The organism is Chryseobacterium metallicongregator (assembly GCF_031324065.1).
GTDB classification, from domain to species: Bacteria; Bacteroidota; Bacteroidia; order Flavobacteriales; family Weeksellaceae; genus Chryseobacterium; species Chryseobacterium metallicongregator.
On record NZ_JAVIXS010000003.1, the window covers coordinates 196,698 to 215,526 of the forward strand.

The 18,829-nt window shown below is 36.4% G+C and carries 16 protein-coding genes, 8 tRNA genes and 1 other RNA gene; 23 read left to right on the forward strand and 2 right to left on the reverse strand.

Going from position 1 to position 18,829, the window contains the following annotated elements:
- The first annotated feature begins 10 nt into the window (after positions 1-10).
- The gene (locus REB14_RS05105; protein WP_309521670.1) at positions 11-826 is read left to right on the forward strand and encodes a toll/interleukin-1 receptor domain-containing protein; all 816 of its coding nucleotides are present in this window, start codon (positions 11-13) and stop codon (positions 824-826) included.
- A gap of 380 nt (positions 827-1,206) precedes the next feature.
- Here the strand turns inward: REB14_RS05105 and ssrA are convergent.
- Positions 1,207-1,608, reverse strand: a transfer-messenger RNA (tmRNA) gene (ssrA, locus tag REB14_RS05110).
- Positions 1,609-1,877: 269 nt separating this feature from the next.
- On the opposite strand from ssrA, the gene rpsU reads away from it, so the two are divergent.
- From rpsU to REB14_RS05185, 15 genes are all read left to right on the forward strand, one after another.
- Complete coding sequence (rpsU, locus tag REB14_RS05115; RefSeq protein ID WP_034693154.1) at positions 1,878-2,075, forward strand: 30S ribosomal protein S21; 198 nt, start codon at positions 1,878-1,880, stop codon at positions 2,073-2,075.
- Positions 2,076-2,153: 78 nt separating this feature from the next.
- Positions 2,154-3,041, forward strand: a complete 888-nt coding sequence (locus REB14_RS05120) for a tyrosine-type recombinase/integrase (protein ID WP_309521799.1) — start codon at positions 2,154-2,156, stop codon at positions 3,039-3,041.
- Positions 3,038-3,328, forward strand: a complete 291-nt coding sequence (locus REB14_RS05125; RefSeq protein ID WP_047435429.1) for an HPF/RaiA family ribosome-associated protein — start codon at positions 3,038-3,040, stop codon at positions 3,326-3,328. The genes REB14_RS05120 and REB14_RS05125 overlap by 4 nt, the downstream gene beginning before the upstream one ends.
- 109 nt (positions 3,329-3,437) lie before the next feature.
- A tRNA-Thr gene (locus REB14_RS05130) sits at positions 3,438-3,511 on the forward strand.
- 18 nt (positions 3,512-3,529) lie between these two features.
- Positions 3,530-3,610 (forward strand) — tRNA-Tyr (locus tag REB14_RS05135).
- Positions 3,611-3,698: 88 nt separating this feature from the next.
- A tRNA-Gly gene (locus REB14_RS05140) sits at positions 3,699-3,771 on the forward strand.
- 89 nt (positions 3,772-3,860) lie between these two features.
- Positions 3,861-3,934, forward strand: a tRNA-Thr gene (locus REB14_RS05145).
- 20 nt (positions 3,935-3,954) lie between these two features.
- A tRNA-Tyr gene (locus tag REB14_RS05150) sits at positions 3,955-4,035 on the forward strand.
- An 87-nt stretch (positions 4,036-4,122) separates the two neighbouring features.
- Positions 4,123-4,195, forward strand: a tRNA-Gly gene (locus REB14_RS05155).
- Between the two features lie 42 nt (positions 4,196-4,237).
- Positions 4,238-4,309: transfer RNA gene (locus REB14_RS05160), tRNA-Thr, on the forward strand.
- Between the two features lie 230 nt (positions 4,310-4,539).
- Positions 4,540-5,220 (forward strand): response regulator transcription factor, encoded by a 681-nt coding sequence (locus REB14_RS05165; protein ID WP_034693163.1) that lies wholly within the window; start codon positions 4,540-4,542, stop codon positions 5,218-5,220.
- Positions 5,221-6,585 (forward strand): sensor histidine kinase, encoded by a 1,365-nt coding sequence (locus REB14_RS05170; RefSeq protein ID WP_079243269.1) that lies wholly within the window; start codon positions 5,221-5,223, stop codon positions 6,583-6,585. It begins immediately after the preceding gene.
- 216 nt (positions 6,586-6,801) lie between these two features.
- On the forward strand, positions 6,802-8,043 hold the full coding sequence (locus REB14_RS05175) for a TolC family protein (protein ID WP_079243268.1): 1,242 nt from the start codon (positions 6,802-6,804) through the stop codon (positions 8,041-8,043).
- Between the two features lie 4 nt (positions 8,044-8,047).
- A complete protein-coding gene (locus REB14_RS05180) occupies positions 8,048-9,133 on the forward strand; it encodes an efflux RND transporter periplasmic adaptor subunit (protein WP_309521800.1) in 1,086 nt (361 codons plus the stop codon).
- A gap of 69 nt (positions 9,134-9,202) precedes the next feature.
- Positions 9,203-12,301: an efflux RND transporter permease subunit gene (locus REB14_RS05185; RefSeq protein ID WP_309521671.1), complete on the forward strand. Its 3,099-nt coding sequence runs from the start codon at positions 9,203-9,205 to the stop codon at positions 12,299-12,301.
- An 86-nt stretch (positions 12,302-12,387) separates the two neighbouring features.
- Here REB14_RS05185 and REB14_RS05190 read toward each other — a convergent pair whose 3' ends face one another.
- The gene (locus tag REB14_RS05190; RefSeq protein ID WP_309521672.1) at positions 12,388-13,887 is read right to left on the reverse strand and encodes a DUF4394 domain-containing protein; all 1,500 of its coding nucleotides are present in this window, start codon (positions 13,885-13,887) and stop codon (positions 12,388-12,390) included.
- A gap of 326 nt (positions 13,888-14,213) precedes the next feature.
- Between REB14_RS05190 and tuf the strand changes: the two genes are divergently transcribed.
- The 7 genes from tuf (at position 14,214) to REB14_RS05225 (ending at position 18,781) form a co-directional block, all read left to right on the forward strand.
- Positions 14,214-15,401, forward strand: a complete 1,188-nt coding sequence (gene tuf, locus REB14_RS05195; RefSeq protein ID WP_034693176.1) for an elongation factor Tu — start codon at positions 14,214-14,216, stop codon at positions 15,399-15,401.
- Positions 15,402-15,466: 65 nt separating this feature from the next.
- A tRNA-Trp gene (locus tag REB14_RS05200) sits at positions 15,467-15,537 on the forward strand.
- Between the two features lie 12 nt (positions 15,538-15,549).
- Positions 15,550-15,756, forward strand: a complete 207-nt coding sequence (gene secE, locus REB14_RS05205; protein WP_002976410.1) for a preprotein translocase subunit SecE — start codon at positions 15,550-15,552, stop codon at positions 15,754-15,756.
- Between the two features lie 19 nt (positions 15,757-15,775).
- Positions 15,776-16,318: a transcription termination/antitermination protein NusG gene (gene nusG / locus REB14_RS05210; protein WP_002976412.1), complete on the forward strand. Its 543-nt coding sequence runs from the start codon at positions 15,776-15,778 to the stop codon at positions 16,316-16,318.
- A gap of 505 nt (positions 16,319-16,823) precedes the next feature.
- Positions 16,824-17,444, forward strand: a complete 621-nt coding sequence (locus REB14_RS05215) for a hypothetical protein (protein ID WP_079243265.1) — start codon at positions 16,824-16,826, stop codon at positions 17,442-17,444.
- 13 nt (positions 17,445-17,457) lie between these two features.
- Positions 17,458-18,105: a hypothetical protein gene (locus REB14_RS05220; protein ID WP_079243264.1), complete on the forward strand. Its 648-nt coding sequence runs from the start codon at positions 17,458-17,460 to the stop codon at positions 18,103-18,105.
- A gap of 7 nt (positions 18,106-18,112) precedes the next feature.
- On the forward strand, positions 18,113-18,781 hold the full coding sequence (locus REB14_RS05225; RefSeq protein WP_079243263.1) for a hypothetical protein: 669 nt from the start codon (positions 18,113-18,115) through the stop codon (positions 18,779-18,781).
- Positions 18,782-18,829 lie beyond the last annotated feature (48 nt).

Sequence of the window (18,829 nt, forward strand, 5' to 3'; positions counted from 1 at the left end):
AATATATAAAATGAATTTAGTAGAAAGAGTGAAAAATGACTTTGGAAAAAATTTCGAGAGTCTTGGTTATCAAGCAAAATTAAAGCAATCTGGGGTAATTGAAGGCTATGAATTTATGTGTGTTTTTAATATCAAGGATTATTACCAAGTATCTGTTGTTAATTGTAATATTTTAGATGAGAATTATAAAAAAATTCCTAAGTCTCTACTTGCAATGAAAATAACTGAAGAAGAGAAAAAATTTTCATTCTATCAGTTGCAGCAAGAAAACCCTCCCTTTGTTTCTATCCCACATAATAGAAATGTATATATTTACTGTAATGAAGTTGATTCTGATGTAGAAGAGATGAATGAGTTCTTTCTACAACATAATTTAAGATTAATTATTAGAGATAAAAAATATAGAGAAATGGAAAAAGCTGATTTTTTTATATCACATGATTCTGGGGATAAAGAGAGTGTTGCAAGACCTTTGTATGAAGCTTTAAAAGAAAGAGGGTTCAAAGTTTGGTATGATGAATATTCCTTAAATATCGGTGATAGCTTAACTGAAAGTATTATGAAAGGAATTTCTGAGTCGAAACATGGAATTCTAATTCTAAGCAAAAAATTTTTAAGTAATGAAAAATGGGTGAAATTTGAACTACAAGCACTGTTGACCAAACAGGTTGCTACAAATAGTAAAGTAATATTACCTGTTTGGCATGGAATATCGGAAGAAGACCTTCAAGGTAATTATTGGCTACTAGATAAGTTAGGAGGCAATACAGATAAGGGAATAGAGAAACTTGCAGATAAATTGAAAGAGTCATTTCAAAATTCGTAATAAAATCTCAAAAAGGCTTTGCATTTAAGAGCTTAGAGTACCTCCCAATTAACCCCCGCCTGTTAGATAAAAGGAAATGGTTTTCAAAAAAGGGGGTATGGGGTCTCTGATTAGAATTCTCAGAATAAATTTTCAACTTTTTTTATTTTGGTTTCCTTGTTAGCTATAATGTTACCCATCTTGTTTTTTGAGTGACATATATGTTTTTATCATTTATTTGATTTTGTGATAGTGATAAGGTAAATGCTAGTAAAGGATTCTAAGATTTATTTATTTGTTATGTAAATGAATAATGGAGTATTTACGAAAATGAATAAAAAAACAAATTGTTGTCTAAATGTTGTCTAAAAATAAATAAAACCACTGATTATCAGTGGTTTTAGTGGAGTTGGAGGGATTCGAACCCTCGTCCAAACAAGCAATACATAAGCTTTCTACATGCTTATTCTACCATTGATTTTCGACTGGAAGCAGAGGATAGACACCCAACTACCAGCTTATCTTCTGAATTTTTCGAGCTTTAGTCAAAGCTTCTAAAGCCTTATTTCCGCATTCCTATATCCCAGGATCAAACGCCGCAGAACAGAGCATTTGTGGAATATCTTGCTTCCCTACTGAAATCTTCGGGAAAACGCTTGATCTACTATACTTCGATATTAAGCTGCAAGAGCGAACTCTTCGTTGCCAGTTAAAATTTTGTAGCAAGGGATTATAGAGATCGCGCTACGGTTCTCTGCATGCTTACTTACCCATTGGTCTTGCTGTCGAAACCAGTCAACCCCATGAATAAAGTGAATGCAAAGATAATGCTTTTTGTTTACATTTCATTAATGTAGATGTTTTTAATAGAAATTAGGAAAGAAAATGAGTAACCTGAAGCTATTAAGAATTGAATATCTAGTTATTGTGGATAAAATATTATTGTTTGTCAACCGCCTTTAATACGAGGTTTTTAAACAGTCTTAAGCTGGAGTAATGATTGTTTGTTGCAATATATTTTGTGTTCTCATAAAAATTGTCTAGTTTTGCAATCCAAAATGAGATGTAAAATATGTTAATAATTCCAGTAAAAGATGGTGAATCCATCGACAGAGCTTTAAAAAAATACAAGAGAAAATTTGATAAAACAGGAACTGTTCGTCAATTAAGATCTAGACAACAGTTTATTAAGCCTTCTGTAACTTTGAGACAAGCTAGACTAAAAGCGGCTTACAAACAAAGAGCACTTAGCAAAGAAGAGCAGGCTTAAGATTTTTTCTTAACCATATATTAATTCACTTCTTAAATTCTTATATTTGAGGAGTGAATTTTTATTTTTATACCTATGATGCTGGAAAAATTTTTAGAATACTTACAATTCGAAAAAAGATATTCTCCTCATACCATCACAAGCTACAAAAAAGACCTTGAAGACTTTTCTCATTTCTTTCTCCGAACGGAATCTTCCGACAATTTAGCCAAGGCAGACAAAAAGATTATCCGAAATTTTATTGTTCAACTCAGTGAAAATGACATTTCCAAAAGAAGTATCAACAGAAAATTATCTTCTCTCCGCAGTTTTTATCTTTTTCTTTTAAAAATAGGGGAGATTACAGTTTCTCCCACCGAAGGGATCTCTTCCCTGAAGTTTTACCCTGAAAAACAGATTCCTATATCTAAAGAGGAAATGGAAGACCTTAATGAAAGGATTTTCGAACAGGCACATGATGTACTTGAAAAATGCATTATGGAAGTTCTTTATCAGACAGGAATGCGTAAAGCGGAACTTTGTGGCCTGATATTTGAGAATGTTGACTTATATGAAAATGAATTAAAAGTAATAGGAAAGGGGAATAAAGAAAGGGTAATTCCTATTTCCAATGAACTGTCCGGACTTCTTAAAAGTTATCTTGAAATAAGAAATCCGCAGACAGAATTTAAATCATATTTTTTTGTCAATAAGAAGGGGAAAAAACTCAACGAAAAATTTGTTTATGTGGTAGTTAATAAGTACCTTAGTCTTATAACAACGAAAGAAAAAAAAAGTCCTCACATCCTTCGGCATAGCTTTGCTACTCACGTTTTGGATAATGGGGCGGAGATCTCCAAAGTGAAAAAAATATTAGGGCATTCCAGTCTTGCCAGTACTCAAGTCTATACGAATGCTAATATTGAACAATTGAAAAAAGTGTTTAATCAGGCTCACCCTCGAGCATCAAAAAAAGAAGAATTATGAAGATTTCAGTTCAATCAATCGGTTTAACACCACACGAACCACTAGAGTCACACATCGACAAAAAAGTTAGCAAATTGGATACCTTCTATGACAAAATTCAGGAGTGTAAGGTATTTTTGAAAGTAGAAAATAATGCTGATAAAGCAAATAAAACAGCCGAGATTATTTTGGCGGTTCCGGGAGACGATATCGTAGTAAAGAAGACATCTACAAGTTTTGAAGAAAGTTTGGACCTTTGTGTTGATACTGCTAAAAAGCTATTAATCAAGAAAAAAGAAATGGCATAGAAAAAAAAGTTAAAAAAAGTTTATAAAATATTTGAGAATTCAAAAAATCCGTTCTATATTTGCACTCGCAAAAAAGGAACAGCGATCTTTTGAATTCTTTTTTATATTTGCCTCCATAGCTCAGTTGGCCAGAGCACGTGATTTGTAATCTCGGGGTCGTGGGTTCGAATCCCTCTGGAGGCTCATAAAATATAAACTTTTGGGGAGATTCCAGAGTGGCTAAATGGGACTGACTGTAACTCAGTTGCTTCGGCTTCGTAGGTTCGAATCCTGCTCTCCCCACTTTATATTTTTATAAAAAAAACTTGCAAGATTAAATAAGTTTTCTTAGTTTTGCACAGCGTTTACCAATAGTTTTGGAAACAAAATTGCGGAAGTAGCTCAGTTGGTAGAGCGTCAGCCTTCCAAGCTGAATGTCGCGGGTTCGACCCCCGTCTTCCGCTCAAAAAAGTCACACCATAAAAGTGATTTTTTTTAACACTGAAATGTGTAGAGTAGAGTTTCTCGATCAGTTTCAGTCTTTTATTAAAATGCCTCCATAGCTCAGTTGGCCAGAGCACGTGATTTGTAATCTCGGGGTCGTGGGTTCGAATCCCTCTGGAGGCTCATTTTAATATAAAATATCTGGGGAGATTCCAGAGTGGCTAAATGGGACTGACTGTAACTCAGTTGCTTCGGCTTCGTAGGTTCGAATCCTGCTCTCCCCACATTTTATATTATAAAAAAAACTTGCAAGATTAAATAAATTTTCTTAGTTTTGCACAGCGTTTACCAATAATTTTGGAAACAAAATTGCGGAAGTAGCTCAGTTGGTAGAGCGTCAGCCTTCCAAGCTGAATGTCGCGGGTTCGACCCCCGTCTTCCGCTCAACAAAAAATCATGCTACTTAGTGTGATTTTTTTAGTTGATGCCGACTTAGCTCAGCGGTAGAGTGCTTCCTTGGTAAGGAAGAGGTCACGGGTTCAAGTCCCGTAGTTGGCTCTTGATTTTCCCGAATTTCTTCGGGATTTTTTTATGCCCAAAAGAATTTAATTTTATTATCTGATCATTTTACAGTTAAACATCTGCTTAGATAAATCCTAAAATTATTTCCTTCTTCAATCTTGTTTTAGATGCGTTTCTTGCTGATAGTGCTATCATGAAAACTTTTCCCTCACCTTTAGAATCACAATCATAAAATTTTCTTTAAATTCGTGTAAAATAAATTTTTGATGAATATTCTTTTATTGGAAGATGATCTCATTCTGTCTGCAGAATTGTGCAGATTTTTAGAATCAAATAATTTTAACTGTGATAAGATCTATGACGGAGAGACTTTTCTTCGTCAGATAAAAAATAGTACTTATGATCTGTACTTACTAGACATTAATGTTCCTAAAATAAATGGACTGGATGTCTGTCAAACGATCCGTTCTTTTGACAAAAATACTCCGATCATTATTATCTCTGCCTATGGAGATATCTCTGATAAAAAAGATGCCTTCACCAGGCTGGCTGATGATTATCTTGTAAAGCCATTCCAGTTTGAGGAACTTCTGCTAAGAATCAATTCATTGCTAAGGAGAAAAGCGCCTTCTGATAGTTCTGATCAGGATATTTTAAGAATTGATGACCTTATTATCAATAAAACCGAACAGAAAGTCTATCGTGGAGGTAATGAAATAGCTCTTACATTAAAAGAATTCCAACTTCTGGTTTATCTTGCAGAAGCACAAGGAAGAACCGTTTCCAAGCAACAGATCACAGAACATGTGTGGGAACATAATTTTAACACGAATACTAACACCGTAGAAGTTTATATCAATTTCCTGAGGAAGAAGATCGATAAAGATTTTAAAATAAAACTGATCCACACCCGTTCCGGTTTCGGATACTATCTAAGTCCATTATAAATGTCTTTAAAAAGAAAGATTGCTTTAACGATAAGTATTGCCTTTTCATTATTATTTGGAATGGTGATGGCGGTCATTTATTTATCCTTTAATGATTTCAGAAGAGACGAGTTTAAAGAAAGATTCAGGCAGAGACTTGAATTTACTTCTCATTTCATCTCAAAATCCAAAGACTTTGAAGAGGAAGCCCCCGTTTTTTTTAATGAAAATTCAGATAACATTCTTTTGAATGAAAAGATTTTAATTTTCAATGAAAAAAAAGAATTGATCTACAGTACAATTAAAGACCGAAATGTCATTTGGGATAGTGCGATGCTTAAGGAGCTGGATAAAAAGAAGATTATCTATACAGAAAAAACTGTTCCGGAAATCTATGCAGCACTTAGGAATATCAACGGTGAAAATTATTATATCCTTACAAGTGCTTTTGATACCAATGGGAAATCCAAATTGGGGTATCTTAAATATCTTTTGATTACAGCTTATGTGATGAGCACCATGCTTATTGGTTTCTTCAGCTATTATTTTGTGGAAAAGTTCCTCCGTCCTCTGGAAGACCTGAACAAAGAAATCTCTGAAGTTACGGCTCATAAACTCACCACACAGATTCCGGTAGAACAATCCAATGATGAAGTAAGTGTTCTTGCCAAATCTTTTAATACCATGATTGGAAGGCTGGATGATGTATTTCAGTCACAAAAAGATTTTACTGCCAGTGCTTCGCATGAGATCAGAACTCCTATTACAAGAATGGCGTTTCAGCTGGAAAACCTTATTAAGTTTGAAGAGCATTCTCCGGAAACACTATCATCTTTAAAGCAAATTCAGAGGGATGTATACCAGCTGTCTGATCTGACAAATTCCCTTTTACTGCTGACAAAATTCGATAAAGAAAATATCCAGAGCATCTATGAGGAAGTAAGAATCGATGAAGTTATTTTTGAAGCTTTTGAAGCAGTGGAGAAAAGCTATCCACAACTTAAGCTGGATTTTCTGATTAATGAAGAAAGTTCTGAAAATGCTTTTCTGACTATAAAAGGAATTCAGTCGCTAATGGTAATTGTATTTATCAACTTGTTTAAAAATGCAGCGGTGTACTCAGATAATACAGAAGTGAATGTTCTGATTACTGAAACCAATGATAATCTTTCCATAGAAGTTATTTCCCATGGTAATACTATTTCAGAAGATGAACAGACTAAATTGTTTGAAGCTTTCACGAGAGGAAATAATGCACAGAATATAGCAGGGTCAGGATTAGGTCTTAGAATTGTCAAAAGGATTCTGGAATATCATGATGCAGATATTATATACTCTTCACCTGAAGAGTATATGAATAAGTTTACACTATTTTTTAAAAAATAAAATGAAAAGCAACTGATACGAAAACAGTTTGCTTTTTGTTAAACTCCTGATTAAATTTTTCAATAAAAATTCAATAGTTGGAGAAAAATCAACTGGTTTCACGTTGTGGGTTGTTGTAGAAACAGCCTGTTCAAGCCTATTTTAATATTTTTTTAAGCGTCCTTTAAGTTTCTTTTAATAGCATCAAAGCAATTTTGTAATTTAAAAAGAAAAATAATGAACAGAATTGCAGTGCTGTGCCTCGCCGTTTCCTCATTCATGGCGGCACAACAGCAGATGTCTCTTTTGGATTGCGAAGAAGCTTTTCAGAAGAACAACCTCCAGCTGCTCGCCGAACAATACAACATCAATATGGCTGATGCGGATATTCTGCAGGCTAAAATCTGGGAGTTACCACAATTAAGCGGGCAATTCAACGCTTATAATCCTCAAGACAAAAAGTTTTTTGATGTAGGACATTCTAAAGGAGCGGGTATTACTCAATTGATTTACATGGGTGGTAAAAAGAAAAATGAAATTGCTTTTGCCAAGTCCAATAAAGAGCTTGCTCAACTTCAGTTTTCACAATTGCTGGTAGATTTAAGATCTCAGCTCCGTTCTACCTATTTCAATCTTTATTACGAAAAACTAAAGCTTGAGAATACCAACAGGCAGTTGGGTTATATGAATGATCTTTTAAATGCCTATCGTGTACAGTCGGCAAAAGGAAATGTTTCCCTTAAAGACGCAGTAAGGCTGCAGAGTATTGTAATCCAGCTGAATCATGATAAACTGGAGATCAATAAAAATATCCTTGATTTTGAACAGAATCTGAAAGTTCTGACAGGGGTTACCGAAGAAATAGAGCCTACGATGTCTGAAACCGAAGCTAAAGAAGCTTTGGCGGCACAGCCTTTCGGTGATGAAGAAGAACTGAAAAACAAAGCCCTGGAAAATAATGCAGATTACCGATATAATTTGAAACTTATTGATAACAGTAAGTTGTATGCACAGTGGCAGAAATCATTGAATGTACCGGACGTTACAGTAGGTGCTGCATGGGATCAGGCAGGAGGAACCTTCAATAACGAAGCGAATCTGACCCTGGGAATTCCTTTACCGCTATGGAAAGCCAATCAGGGAAATGTAGTAAAAGCAAACTATGCCATTCAGCAGAATCAGAAAAATGCAGACTTTCAAAAACTGACTCTGGAAACTAAAGTTCAGTCTGCCTATAAAACCTGGAAAGTACAATACGACCAACTTCTGGATGTGAAAACGACAGACCTTCAGAATATGGAGCTTGTTTACAACGGAATGTTAACCAATTTCAGAAAAGGAAATGTCAGTCTGATTGAATTTACAGACTTTATGGACAGCTACAGGGAGACAGCTCTTCAGCTCTATGATATGAAAAATGAAATCATGCAGTCTGCAGAACAGCTTAATCAATTAGTACAAACGAAAATCTTCTATTAAAATGATGAAAACATATATTATCCCCGCATTGATGGTCCTTTCATTAATGGCCTGTTCCAAAAAAGAGGAAGAGAAAAATGTTCACGCAAAAAAAGGATTTGAACTCAGTAATACGATGCTGAATTCTATTTCCCTGGCAAAAGTTGATAAAAAGAATATAGAAGATGAATACAGCTTTTACGGAAAAATCTCAGCAGACAAAAACAGTTACATAGATGTTTATCCTTTAGTGGGAGGAAATGTGATGAGTGTCAATGTAGAGTTGGGTGACTATGTGAAAAAAGGACAGGTACTGGCAACCATCAGAAGTACAGAGCTTGCAGAGATTCAAAAGGATGTAAGCGATGCAAAAACAGATCTTGTAGTGGCCAAAAATAACCTCCGTGTTGCCAAAGAGCTCTACGAAGGAAAGCTTAATACAGAAAGAGATGTTCTGGAAGCTAAAAGTCAGTTACAAAAAGCTGAAGACCAATTGCAGAGAGCTGCTGCGGTAAGTACGGTTTATAATGTGAAGACCGGAAATATATACAGTGTGGTAGCACCTATCAGCGGTTATATTGTTCAGAAAAGTATCAATAAAGACATGCAGCTGAGAAGTGACAGAAGTGATAATATTTTTGATGTGGCCAATACTACCAATGTATGGGCGATTATGAACGTTAATGAATCCGATATTGATAAAATCAGCCTTGGAATGAGAGCTCAGGTTTCCACGCTTTCTTATCCGGACAAAGTTTTTGATGGAAAAATTGACAAAATATTCAAGATAATTGATCCGCAGACTAACGCCATGCAGGCAAGAGTAGTATTGGACAACGCCAACGGACTTTTGATCCCGGACAGTAAAGCTACGATAAAAGTTTCCAGCCTTGAAAACAATACTACGTTAGCTGTTCCGTCCAAAGCTGTGATTTTTGATGATAATAAAAGCTTTGTGGTGATTTTTAAATCCAGAACAGATGTAAAGATCAGAGAAATCAAAGTATTAAAGCAGGTGGGTGATGTCACCTATATAGCAGACGGTCTTAAAGAAGGAGAAGAAGTGATTACCAACAATCAGCTGCTGATATACCGCTCGCTGAACAGCTAGTCTTATTAAACCATTAAGAATGTTTGCATTTTTCTTTAACGGCTTTTTTAGGTCATCAATGTATCTATCATGAATAAATTCATAAAAAATATAATCGCTTTTTCATTAAAAAATAAAGCATTTACCTTTATCTGGGTAGCGATTTTAGCCATCTCCGGTTTTATAAGTTTCAAAAATATGCCTATTGAAGCTTTTCCGGATGTAACCAATACCCAGATTGTAATCATCACCCAATGGAATGGACGTAGTGCAGAAGAAGTAGAACGTTTTGTCACGACACCCATCGAGTTGGCGATGAGCCCGGTTCAGAAAAAAACAAGTGTGAGAAGTACGACCATGTTTGGACTTTCCATTGTTAAAATTCTGTTTGACGACGGGGTGGATGATACTTTTGCCAGAAATCAGGTCAATAACCAGTTAAGAACCATTAGCCTTCCTGATGAGGTAGACCCTGAAGTACAGCCACCCTACGGGCCAACCGGTGAGATTTTCAGATATACGCTGGAAAGTAAAACAAAAGACTCCCGAACACTGCTTACCCTGCAAAATTGGGTGATAGACCGTGCTCTAAGAGGAGTTCCCGGTGTAGCAGATATCAACGTTTTCGGAGGACAGGATAAAGTTTTTGAACTCAGTATTGATCCTAGAGCATTGGATAAATACAATCTGACACCTCTTCAGGTATATGATGCAGTAACAAAGAGTAACCTGAATGTAGGAGGTGATGTTATTGAAAAAAATGGTCAGGCTTATGTGGTAAGAGGGATTGGTTTGGTGAAATCTGTAGCAGATATCGGAAATATTACCATTCAGAATGACAGTGGAAACCCTGTTTTGGTAAAAAATGTAGCAGAAGTTCATGAAAGCTCTATGCCTAGAGTAGGACAGGCTGCTTTGAATCATCATGACGATACAGTAGAAGGAATCGTTGTGATGAGAAAAGGAGAAAATCCAAGGGAAGTTCTGGTAGGAGTGAAAGCAAAGATTAAAGAACTTAACGAAAAAGTACTTCCGAAAGATGTGAAAATGGTCACTTTCTATGACCGTGACAATCTGATGGATTTTACTACACATACCGTAATGCATAATCTTATTGAAGGAATTGTCTTGGTAACGGTAATCGTTTTAATCTTTATGGCGGACTGGAGAACAACCCTGATTGTTTCCATCATCATTCCTCTGTCCTTGCTATTTGCTTTTTTATGTTTAAAACTGGCCGGGATGAGTGCCAATCTACTTTCGTTAGGTGCTGTAGACTTCGGGATTATCATAGACGGAGCCGTCGTCATGGTGGAAGGTCTCTTCGTGATGCTGGATCATAAAGCGAAACGGTACGGAACAGAGAAGTTTAATAAACTCGCAAAAGGAGGCTGGATCAAGCAGACCGGAACCGGATTAGGAAAAGCAATCTTCTTTTCGAAATTAATTATCATCACCTCTCTGATTCCTATTTTCTCATTTCAGAAAGTAGAAGGAAAAATGTTCTCTCCTCTGGCATTTACATTAGGATTTGCATTAATGGGAGCGTTGATATTTACCTTAACATTAGTTCCTGTTCTTTCTCATATCCTTTTAAATAAAAATGTAAGAGAAAAAAATAATCCATTTGTTAATTTCTGGGACAGAATCGTTTTGAAAGGCTTTAATTTAACATTCAGGCACAAAAAAATGAGTATGATCGTGGCGATCTCTTTCCTGGCAGTCACTCTGTTTTCCGGTAAATTTTTAGGAACAGAATTCTTACCCCAGTTGAATGAAGGTTCATTATGGATCACTGCAGAAATGCCGATGAGCTCATCACTAAAAGAATCTTTGAAAACTGCTGACCTTTTAAAGAAGGATATTATGAGCTTCTCCGAAGTAACAGATGTTCTTGCGCAGACCGGAAGAAGTAATGACGGAACCGACCCCAACGGATTTGGTTTTGTACAGTTTGCGGTGAATCTTAAGCCAAGAGAAGAATGGAAACGTAAGATTACTTATGACGAACTGATCAATGAAATAGACAAAAAACTTAGAAGTTATCAGGGAATTACCTTCAACTATTCTCAGCCGATTTCGGATAACGTAGCAGAAGCTGTAGCAGGTTTTAAAGCTGAAAACGGAATCAAAATCTATGGTGATAACCTGGAAACTCTGGATAAATTAGCCCATGAAGTCTTACTGAAGATTAAAGATGTGAAAGGAGTAAAAGACCCGGGAATTATTAAAAATATCGGCCAACCTGAAGTAAGTGTAGTTTTAGATAGAGATAAAATGGCTGCTTACGGAGTAATGCCTGCGGATGCACAAGCTGTGCTGGAAATGGCATTTGGAGGAAAAACAGCTTCTGAAATGTTTGACGGGGAAAGAAAATACCCGATCCGTCTTCGTTATTCTCAGGAATACAGAACCAATGAAAATGATATTGCTGCTTTGATGGTTCCTACACAGGATGGAGCAAAAATTCCGTTAAAAGAAATAAGTACCATTGTTAAAGATAACGGAGCTGCATTTATTTACAGAGATAATATCAAACGATATATCGGAGTTAAATTCTCCATTCGTGACAGAGATTTGGGAAGCACCATTGCGGATGCCCAGAAAAAAGTGGAAACTATTGACCTTCCTGATGGTTATTCTGTAGGATGGACAGGGCAGTTTGAAAACCAGCAGCGTGCCTCGCACAGGTTAGCACAGGTAGTACCCGTGAGTATTCTGATGATTTTCTTCCTGTTGTTTATTCTGTTTGGGAATATGAAAGATTCTCTTCTGGTATTAGCAAACGTACCTTTTGCTTTGATTGGAGGAATTATTGCTTTGCATGTTACCGGAATCAATTTTGGAATTTCTGCCGGAGTAGGGATGATTGCTCTTCTGGGAATTTGTATTCAGAACGGGGTTATTCTCATCACAGAGTTTCATCAGAATGTTAAAGACGGAATGGATATAGACACCGCCATCTTAAATGGAGTGAAATCCAGAACAAGACCCGTCATTATGACAGCGCTTATGGCTTCCATCGGACTGATGCCGGCAGCCTTGTCTACAGGAATCGGATCGGAGTCTCAGAAACCATTGGCCATTGTCATTATCGGAGGACTGATTACCGCCACTGTGCTTACCCTGCTTATTTTCCCAATTATCTTCTGGATCTTCAACAGAACAAAAAAGCTCAGTCAGATTTAATTAATCTTTCATTTATATATTAGTTAGAAGCGCGGAAAACAAAGTTTTCCGCGCTTCTCCATTATTGAAATAAAAAAAGGATAAGTTTAAAATCCTAATCCCACTGCAAAAGCTTTTACAGCATTGGGGTAATCAGCAACAGAAGTTGCAGCGCCTGTCATTGTATTAACAGTATAAATTTTTGTGGATGAACCTACCGATGCCATTAAGTAGGCTTTCTGGCTCATACTTCCAATATCAAAACCATTAGCATTTGTAATATTGATTCCTAAAGATCCTGTCTCAACTAGAGTTCCGTTATTGGGTGGATTTTGCTGATATAATTTATCCGTATTATGATCAATGACAAACAGGGTTGTTGTTGTAGCCCCTGCAAAATTGTTGGTATAGGCAGCTGCACTTATCATTGGACTTCCCGGATTTAATGCGAGATCTGCAGCAGCAATTGTTCCATCGTTTGGATTGAGTCGGAGATTTTGTCCAGTATTGCTTACTACTCTTATTCTGTCAACAGTTGGGTTAAAGTCAAATCCAAAATCAGTTCCTGAAAGCAGAGTGGCAAAAGGAGTGGTCCCCACAGCAGTAGCAGCACCTGTTCCCAGGTTAATCGTATAAATTCTGCTTGAACTGCCCAAAGCATATAATTGTCCGTTGGCAGGACGGAAATCTATTCCCAAAATATTTTCACCACTTTGTAATCCTGCTACAGTCTTGGAAACAGGCATTGGACTATTCGGGTTGAAAATCTGAAGATTGTTCGAATTGTCAATGGCATACGCTACCGGTTCTGTAGGAATGGCAATATCGATTATTCCCTGCTGGAGAGATCCTATGGAAGTTGCTTTTCCATTATTCAGATCCAGAATATGCAGTTTATCATTGAAAGCCAAGAGAGCAGTACTGTTATCATATTTGATGTCGAAGGCAACCTGTCCTGTATAAGTAGTGCCAAGACTTCCAATCTCTACCAAAGTTCCATTGTTGGGTGGATCCTGTTTATATAATTTTCCCAGCATCGGATCAATATCATATAAAATAGTCGTAGCAGCTCCTGCTTTACTGTTGGTATAGGCTAATCCTGTTATTGAAGCGCTTCCTGTTCCATTAATAGGAATATCAGTAGCAGCAACAGCTCCGGTTTCCGGATGTAAACGCAGATTTTGTCCCGAATTACTCACCAGACGAATTCTGTCAACGGTAGGATTGAAATCAATAGAAGCTATTGTTCCGGAGATCATAGGCGTAAATGCTGTTGAGCTTATCGGTCTTGCCGAAGCATTGGAGGTATTGATGATATATAATTTGCTGGCATTGGATAATGCATATAATTCCCCTGTTGCAGGTCTGAAGTCTATACTTAATAATTTTTCTCCTGAGGCAACACCGGTTACAGCTGTTTTTGATGTAAACATTTTGGGGTTGTTGGCATTAAAATAAACAAGTTCGTTCATTGCTGTTATTCCATACACCATAAGATCCGGGCCTTGAGGTATATTTTCTGACATAGTGTTTTCATCTGAATGATCACATGAAAATAATGTTGTAATAGCAAACAAGGCTAAATACATGTGTAATAGTTTTCTCATAATATTAATTTTAGTTGTTATCTTTATATGTACGAGAAAATATTGCACTAGGATTTATGTATACAGGTAATGATCAATATTTTTTTTGTCTGTATATCCTATTCATAATTAACGAGATAGTTTATATTTTTAATAAAACGTTTCTAAGGATTTTTTCTATTCGGAAAAATGTGTAAATTTGCAGTCTCAATACGTTAAATATAAGGTTTGTCCTTCACTGGATGAGAATATTGAAAGTTTTTTTAATAAAAAGTTTTTGGTATTTAAAAATTCATTATATTTGCACACCGAAAATTTGAAAAACAATAAATAAATAATTTTAAATCATGGCAAAGGAAACGTTTAATCGTAACAAACCACACTTGAACATTGGTACTATTGGTCACGTTGACCATGGTAAAACTACACTTACTGCAGCTATCAGTAGTGTATTAGCGAACAAAGGTCTTGCTGAGAAAAAAGACTTCTCTGCTATTGACTCTGCTCCAGAAGAAAAAGAAAGAGGTATCACTATTAATACAGCTCACATTGAGTACGAAACTGAAAACAGACACTATGCACACGTTGACTGTCCAGGTCACGCCGACTATGTTAAGAACATGGTAACTGGTGCTGCTCAGATGGATGGAGCGATCTTAGTATGTGCTGCAACTGATGGACCAATGCCTCAAACTAGAGAGCACATCCTACTTTGCCGTCAGGTAAACGTACCAAGAATCGTTGTTTTCATGAACAAAGTTGATATGGTGGATGATGCTGAGCTTTTAGAGCTTGTTGAACTTGAACTTAGAGATTTATTATCTACTTACGAATATGACGGAGATAACTCTCCAGTGATCCAAGGATCTGCTCTTGGTGCTCTTAACGGAGACGAGAAGTGGGTTAAGACTGTTGAAGAATTAATGGATGCAGTTGATACATGGATCGAGCAGCCTGTTAGAGATCAGGATAAGCCATTCTTGATGCCAATCGAAGACGTATTCTCTATTACAGGTAGAGGTACTGTAGCAACTGGTAGAATCGAGGCTGGTGTTATCAACACTGGTGATCCAGTTGATATCGTAGGTATGGGTGATGAAAAATTAACTTCTACTATTACAGGAGTTGAGATGTTCAGAAAAATCCTAGACAGAGGTGAAGCTGGTGATAACGTAGGTCTATTGTTGAGAGGTATTGAAAAAACTGACATCAAGAGAGGTATGGTTATCGCTAAGAAAGATTCAGTTAAGCCACACAAAAAATTCAAAGCTGAGGTTTATATCCTTTCTAAAGAAGAAGGTGGACGTCACACTCCATTCCACAACAAGTACCGTCCTCAGTTCTACGTTAGAACTACTGACGTTACAGGTGAGATCTTCTTACCAGAAGGTGTAGAAATGGTAATGCCTGGTGATAACTTAACAATCACTGTTGAATTACTTCAGCCAATCGCTCTTAACGAGGGTCTTAGATTCGCGATCAGAGAAGGTGGTAGAACAGTAGGTGCAGGTCAGGTAACTGAAATCATCGACTAATCCACATCTAAAACAATATAAAAAAGCTTCCGTAAGGAACACTCTTTACGGAGCTTTTTTTAACTACGGGCATCGTCCAATGGTAGGATACCGGTCTCCAAAACCGTTGATCAGGGTTCGAATCCTTGTGCCCGTGCAAATATAAATTATGAGTTCATTTGTCGATTTTTTAAAAGGTTCTTATAACGAATTCAGACATAAAGTTGAATGGCCAAAATGGGCTGACCTTCAGTCTTCTACAATTGTAGTGACTATTGCGACAGTTATTCTGGCTTTATTTACCTTTGGAGTTGATGAATTGTTTTCAAAAGCAATCAGCAACATAATAGGAATGCTAATCAACTTGTTCAATTAATAATTAAGTATTTTCCATAATGAGCGAATTGAAATGGTATGTGCTGAAAGCAATCAGCGGACAGGAAAATAAAGTGAAAAACTATATTGAGACAGAAATCAAACGTCTAGGGTTTGAGCAGTACGTTACTCAAGTGGTTATTCCTATGGAAAAGGTGATCCAAATTAGAAACGGTAAAAAAGTTCCTAAAGAGAGACCTTACTATCCTGGCTACTTGATGATTGAAGCTGACCTGATGGGAGAGATTCCTCACGTTATTAAAAATATCCCAGGAGTTATTTCTTTCTTGAGTTTAACAAAAGGAGGAGATCCTGTTCCAATGAGAAAATCAGAGGTTAACAGAATGCTTGGAAGAATGGATGAACTTTCTGAATTTGCAAGCGATGTTGAAATTCCTTATGTAGTAGGTGAAAACGTTAAAGTAATCGACGGACCTTTCAACGGATTCAATGGTACAGTTGAGAAGATTCTTGAAGACAAAAAGAAAATTGAAGTTTCTGTATTGATCTTCGGTAGAAAAACTCCAATGGAATTAAGCTACATGCAAGTAGAAAAAGTATAATACATTATTTATAAAATATAAAAAGACTGCTTTTTAAGCGGTCTTTTTTCATATATATTCTCTTTCAATTTTCTTTGGTGATGAATTGCTTATTCTTTATTATTAAGTAGTTCTATAATACTATTAATTCATAATGAAATATTGAAACTTAGTTTTTATATTTTTTCCCTGTTGTTAGAGTTTTTTTAAGTTTATTAATATTATTTTGTTGATTTTCAATTTTCATACCTCTCTTGGTTACTTCTATAGTGTACTTTGCTTTAATTTAATTATCACCATTTAGTGATCATATTTTCTTTTTAAGCATTGAGTTTTTTTAATTGCTTAATTCACCTTCAGATGGCATACTTCTTGCAACCAAGCTGTTAACTATTCCATAAAATTTTATATATTTTTTATTTCATGCACTGGTAACAGAGGTATGGTTAATTTATGTTATTAAATAAATATAAAATTCGGATCAGTTATTCAAAAACACAAGCTTTTTATATAAACACATAACCCTATGACAAAAATTATTTCGATGATCACTCTGGTGAGCACATCTGTGCTCGTGAGTGCGCAGGTTGGTATCAATACTGCGACGCCAGAAAAGGAGCTTACCGTGAACGGTACAATGAAGACATCAGGAATTGTTTTTAAACAACCCCTGGAAAAATTGAAAGCGGACGAGAATTACACTTTCATTATCAAGTCTCCAGCACCGGAAAACAAAATTACTGCGTACAATGATTCTTTTGTACCTAACTCACCGGCACCTATTAATCTTATTCAGTTCAAAATTACCTGTGATCCTACAGACAAAGATTGGGTAAATCAATTTGACACAAAGATCAATTCCAGCAAGTTTTTGGTAGTAATCTCTTCTTTTGGATTTACACAGCCTACAAGAACGTATTCTGCTGACTGGCTTACTCCAATGCCTCAGATCTTTGCCTACTCGTCAGGAGGAACATGGAAGCTTAAAGCAGATTACCAGGGATTCGCCCCTGATAATTCTTTCCCTACAGGTGTCTGGACACTGAACTTATTGGTGTTTGACAGATCGTATGCCAAAGATTTTAATTCAACACAAAGCCTTAGTGGGGCAGCTACTGGTGCTGCAACAGCTCCATTAATTCAATAAAAACATAAACTATATGAAAAATATTATTGCAATACTCTTCACGGGTTTTGCTGCTTTAAGCATAAATGCACAAGTAGGAATCAATACTACAACACCTAAAGGAACGTTGGACGTTGAAGGGGAAACATTAGTAGAATCCTATTTAATAGATACTGAAAATACAAAGGCAGGAGGAAATTATCTTCTTCTTACCCGATCAAAAGATTCTTCGCCGGTAGGTAAGGTAAAGCTGCTGGATATATCGCTCCGTAATGTAGCACCTGTAAATATGTATAATGTTGTATTGAAAAATGTGAGACAGGATGAAGTGGTGAATCTCAATACAGGATTAGATGCGAGTAAATATGTGGTGGCTATTACAGGTGCTGTTTTTACAGGAGCGGTTTCAGCAGCGAATACCACCACCAGCCCAAAATCGTATGGTTCCTATGCAACTGAAATTACACAGGTAACCAGTGGAGGTAAAAAATACCATGCTATTAATTTGGCTTTTAAAGGAGCTGGAACTGTTTCCTCCATCAATGGAACCTGGACACTTACTCTAAATGTATTTGAAAAATCATTAGTGAAAGACTGGGGAACTTTTAACGGTTCTGTTTCAGCATCTGCTTCACCGGGATATTCGGGAGTATCAACCAATACGCCTTTAGGGCTTCAATAAAAAAACTATGAAAAGAAAAATTTATATCACAATAATCATGTGCCTTGGGATATTTTTGAATGCCCAGAAAGGAAAAGTAGGGGTGAATACAGCTAATCCTACAGAAACACTTGATGTTAATGGAAAAACATATACGAATTCTTTGTACTTGAGAAATCCGGGAGAACCTACCATGACAGGAGGTAGCTTTTTAGCAACTTCACAGAATGCTTTACAGTTGTATGATCCGGCTCTGGAAAGCAGCGGATTGTTCAATTATCTTAAACTTACCCTTACCGGCGTACCTGGGACAGGAATTACGGATTATGATACTAAAATTGATGCCAACAACTTTTTGGTTATACTTCACAACTATTCATTTAAGCTGAATGATGGAAATACCAGCGTAATGCTTGATTACGGAGATAATGGTGTGAATGACAATAAACAGGGATCTCCGGATGTAGTAGCCTTCAAAAGTAATGGAACATGGCACGTAAGAGCAAGATTTACAGATAGCAGAATGATTGCTACCAATACCTCTACACCATCAAGAACTTATAACAACTTTACGGTTGACCTTTATCTGATGGCCTACAGAAGATTGATTGAAAAGCAAAATATAAGCGACATCAATGATGATCTTGGAGGAAATGACGGTTCTACAAAAACAATTAATAAACCTTCCGGTTTTTAATCAGCCTTTCATTTTAAAAATATTTTAAAACGGTTATTTAATGCAAAT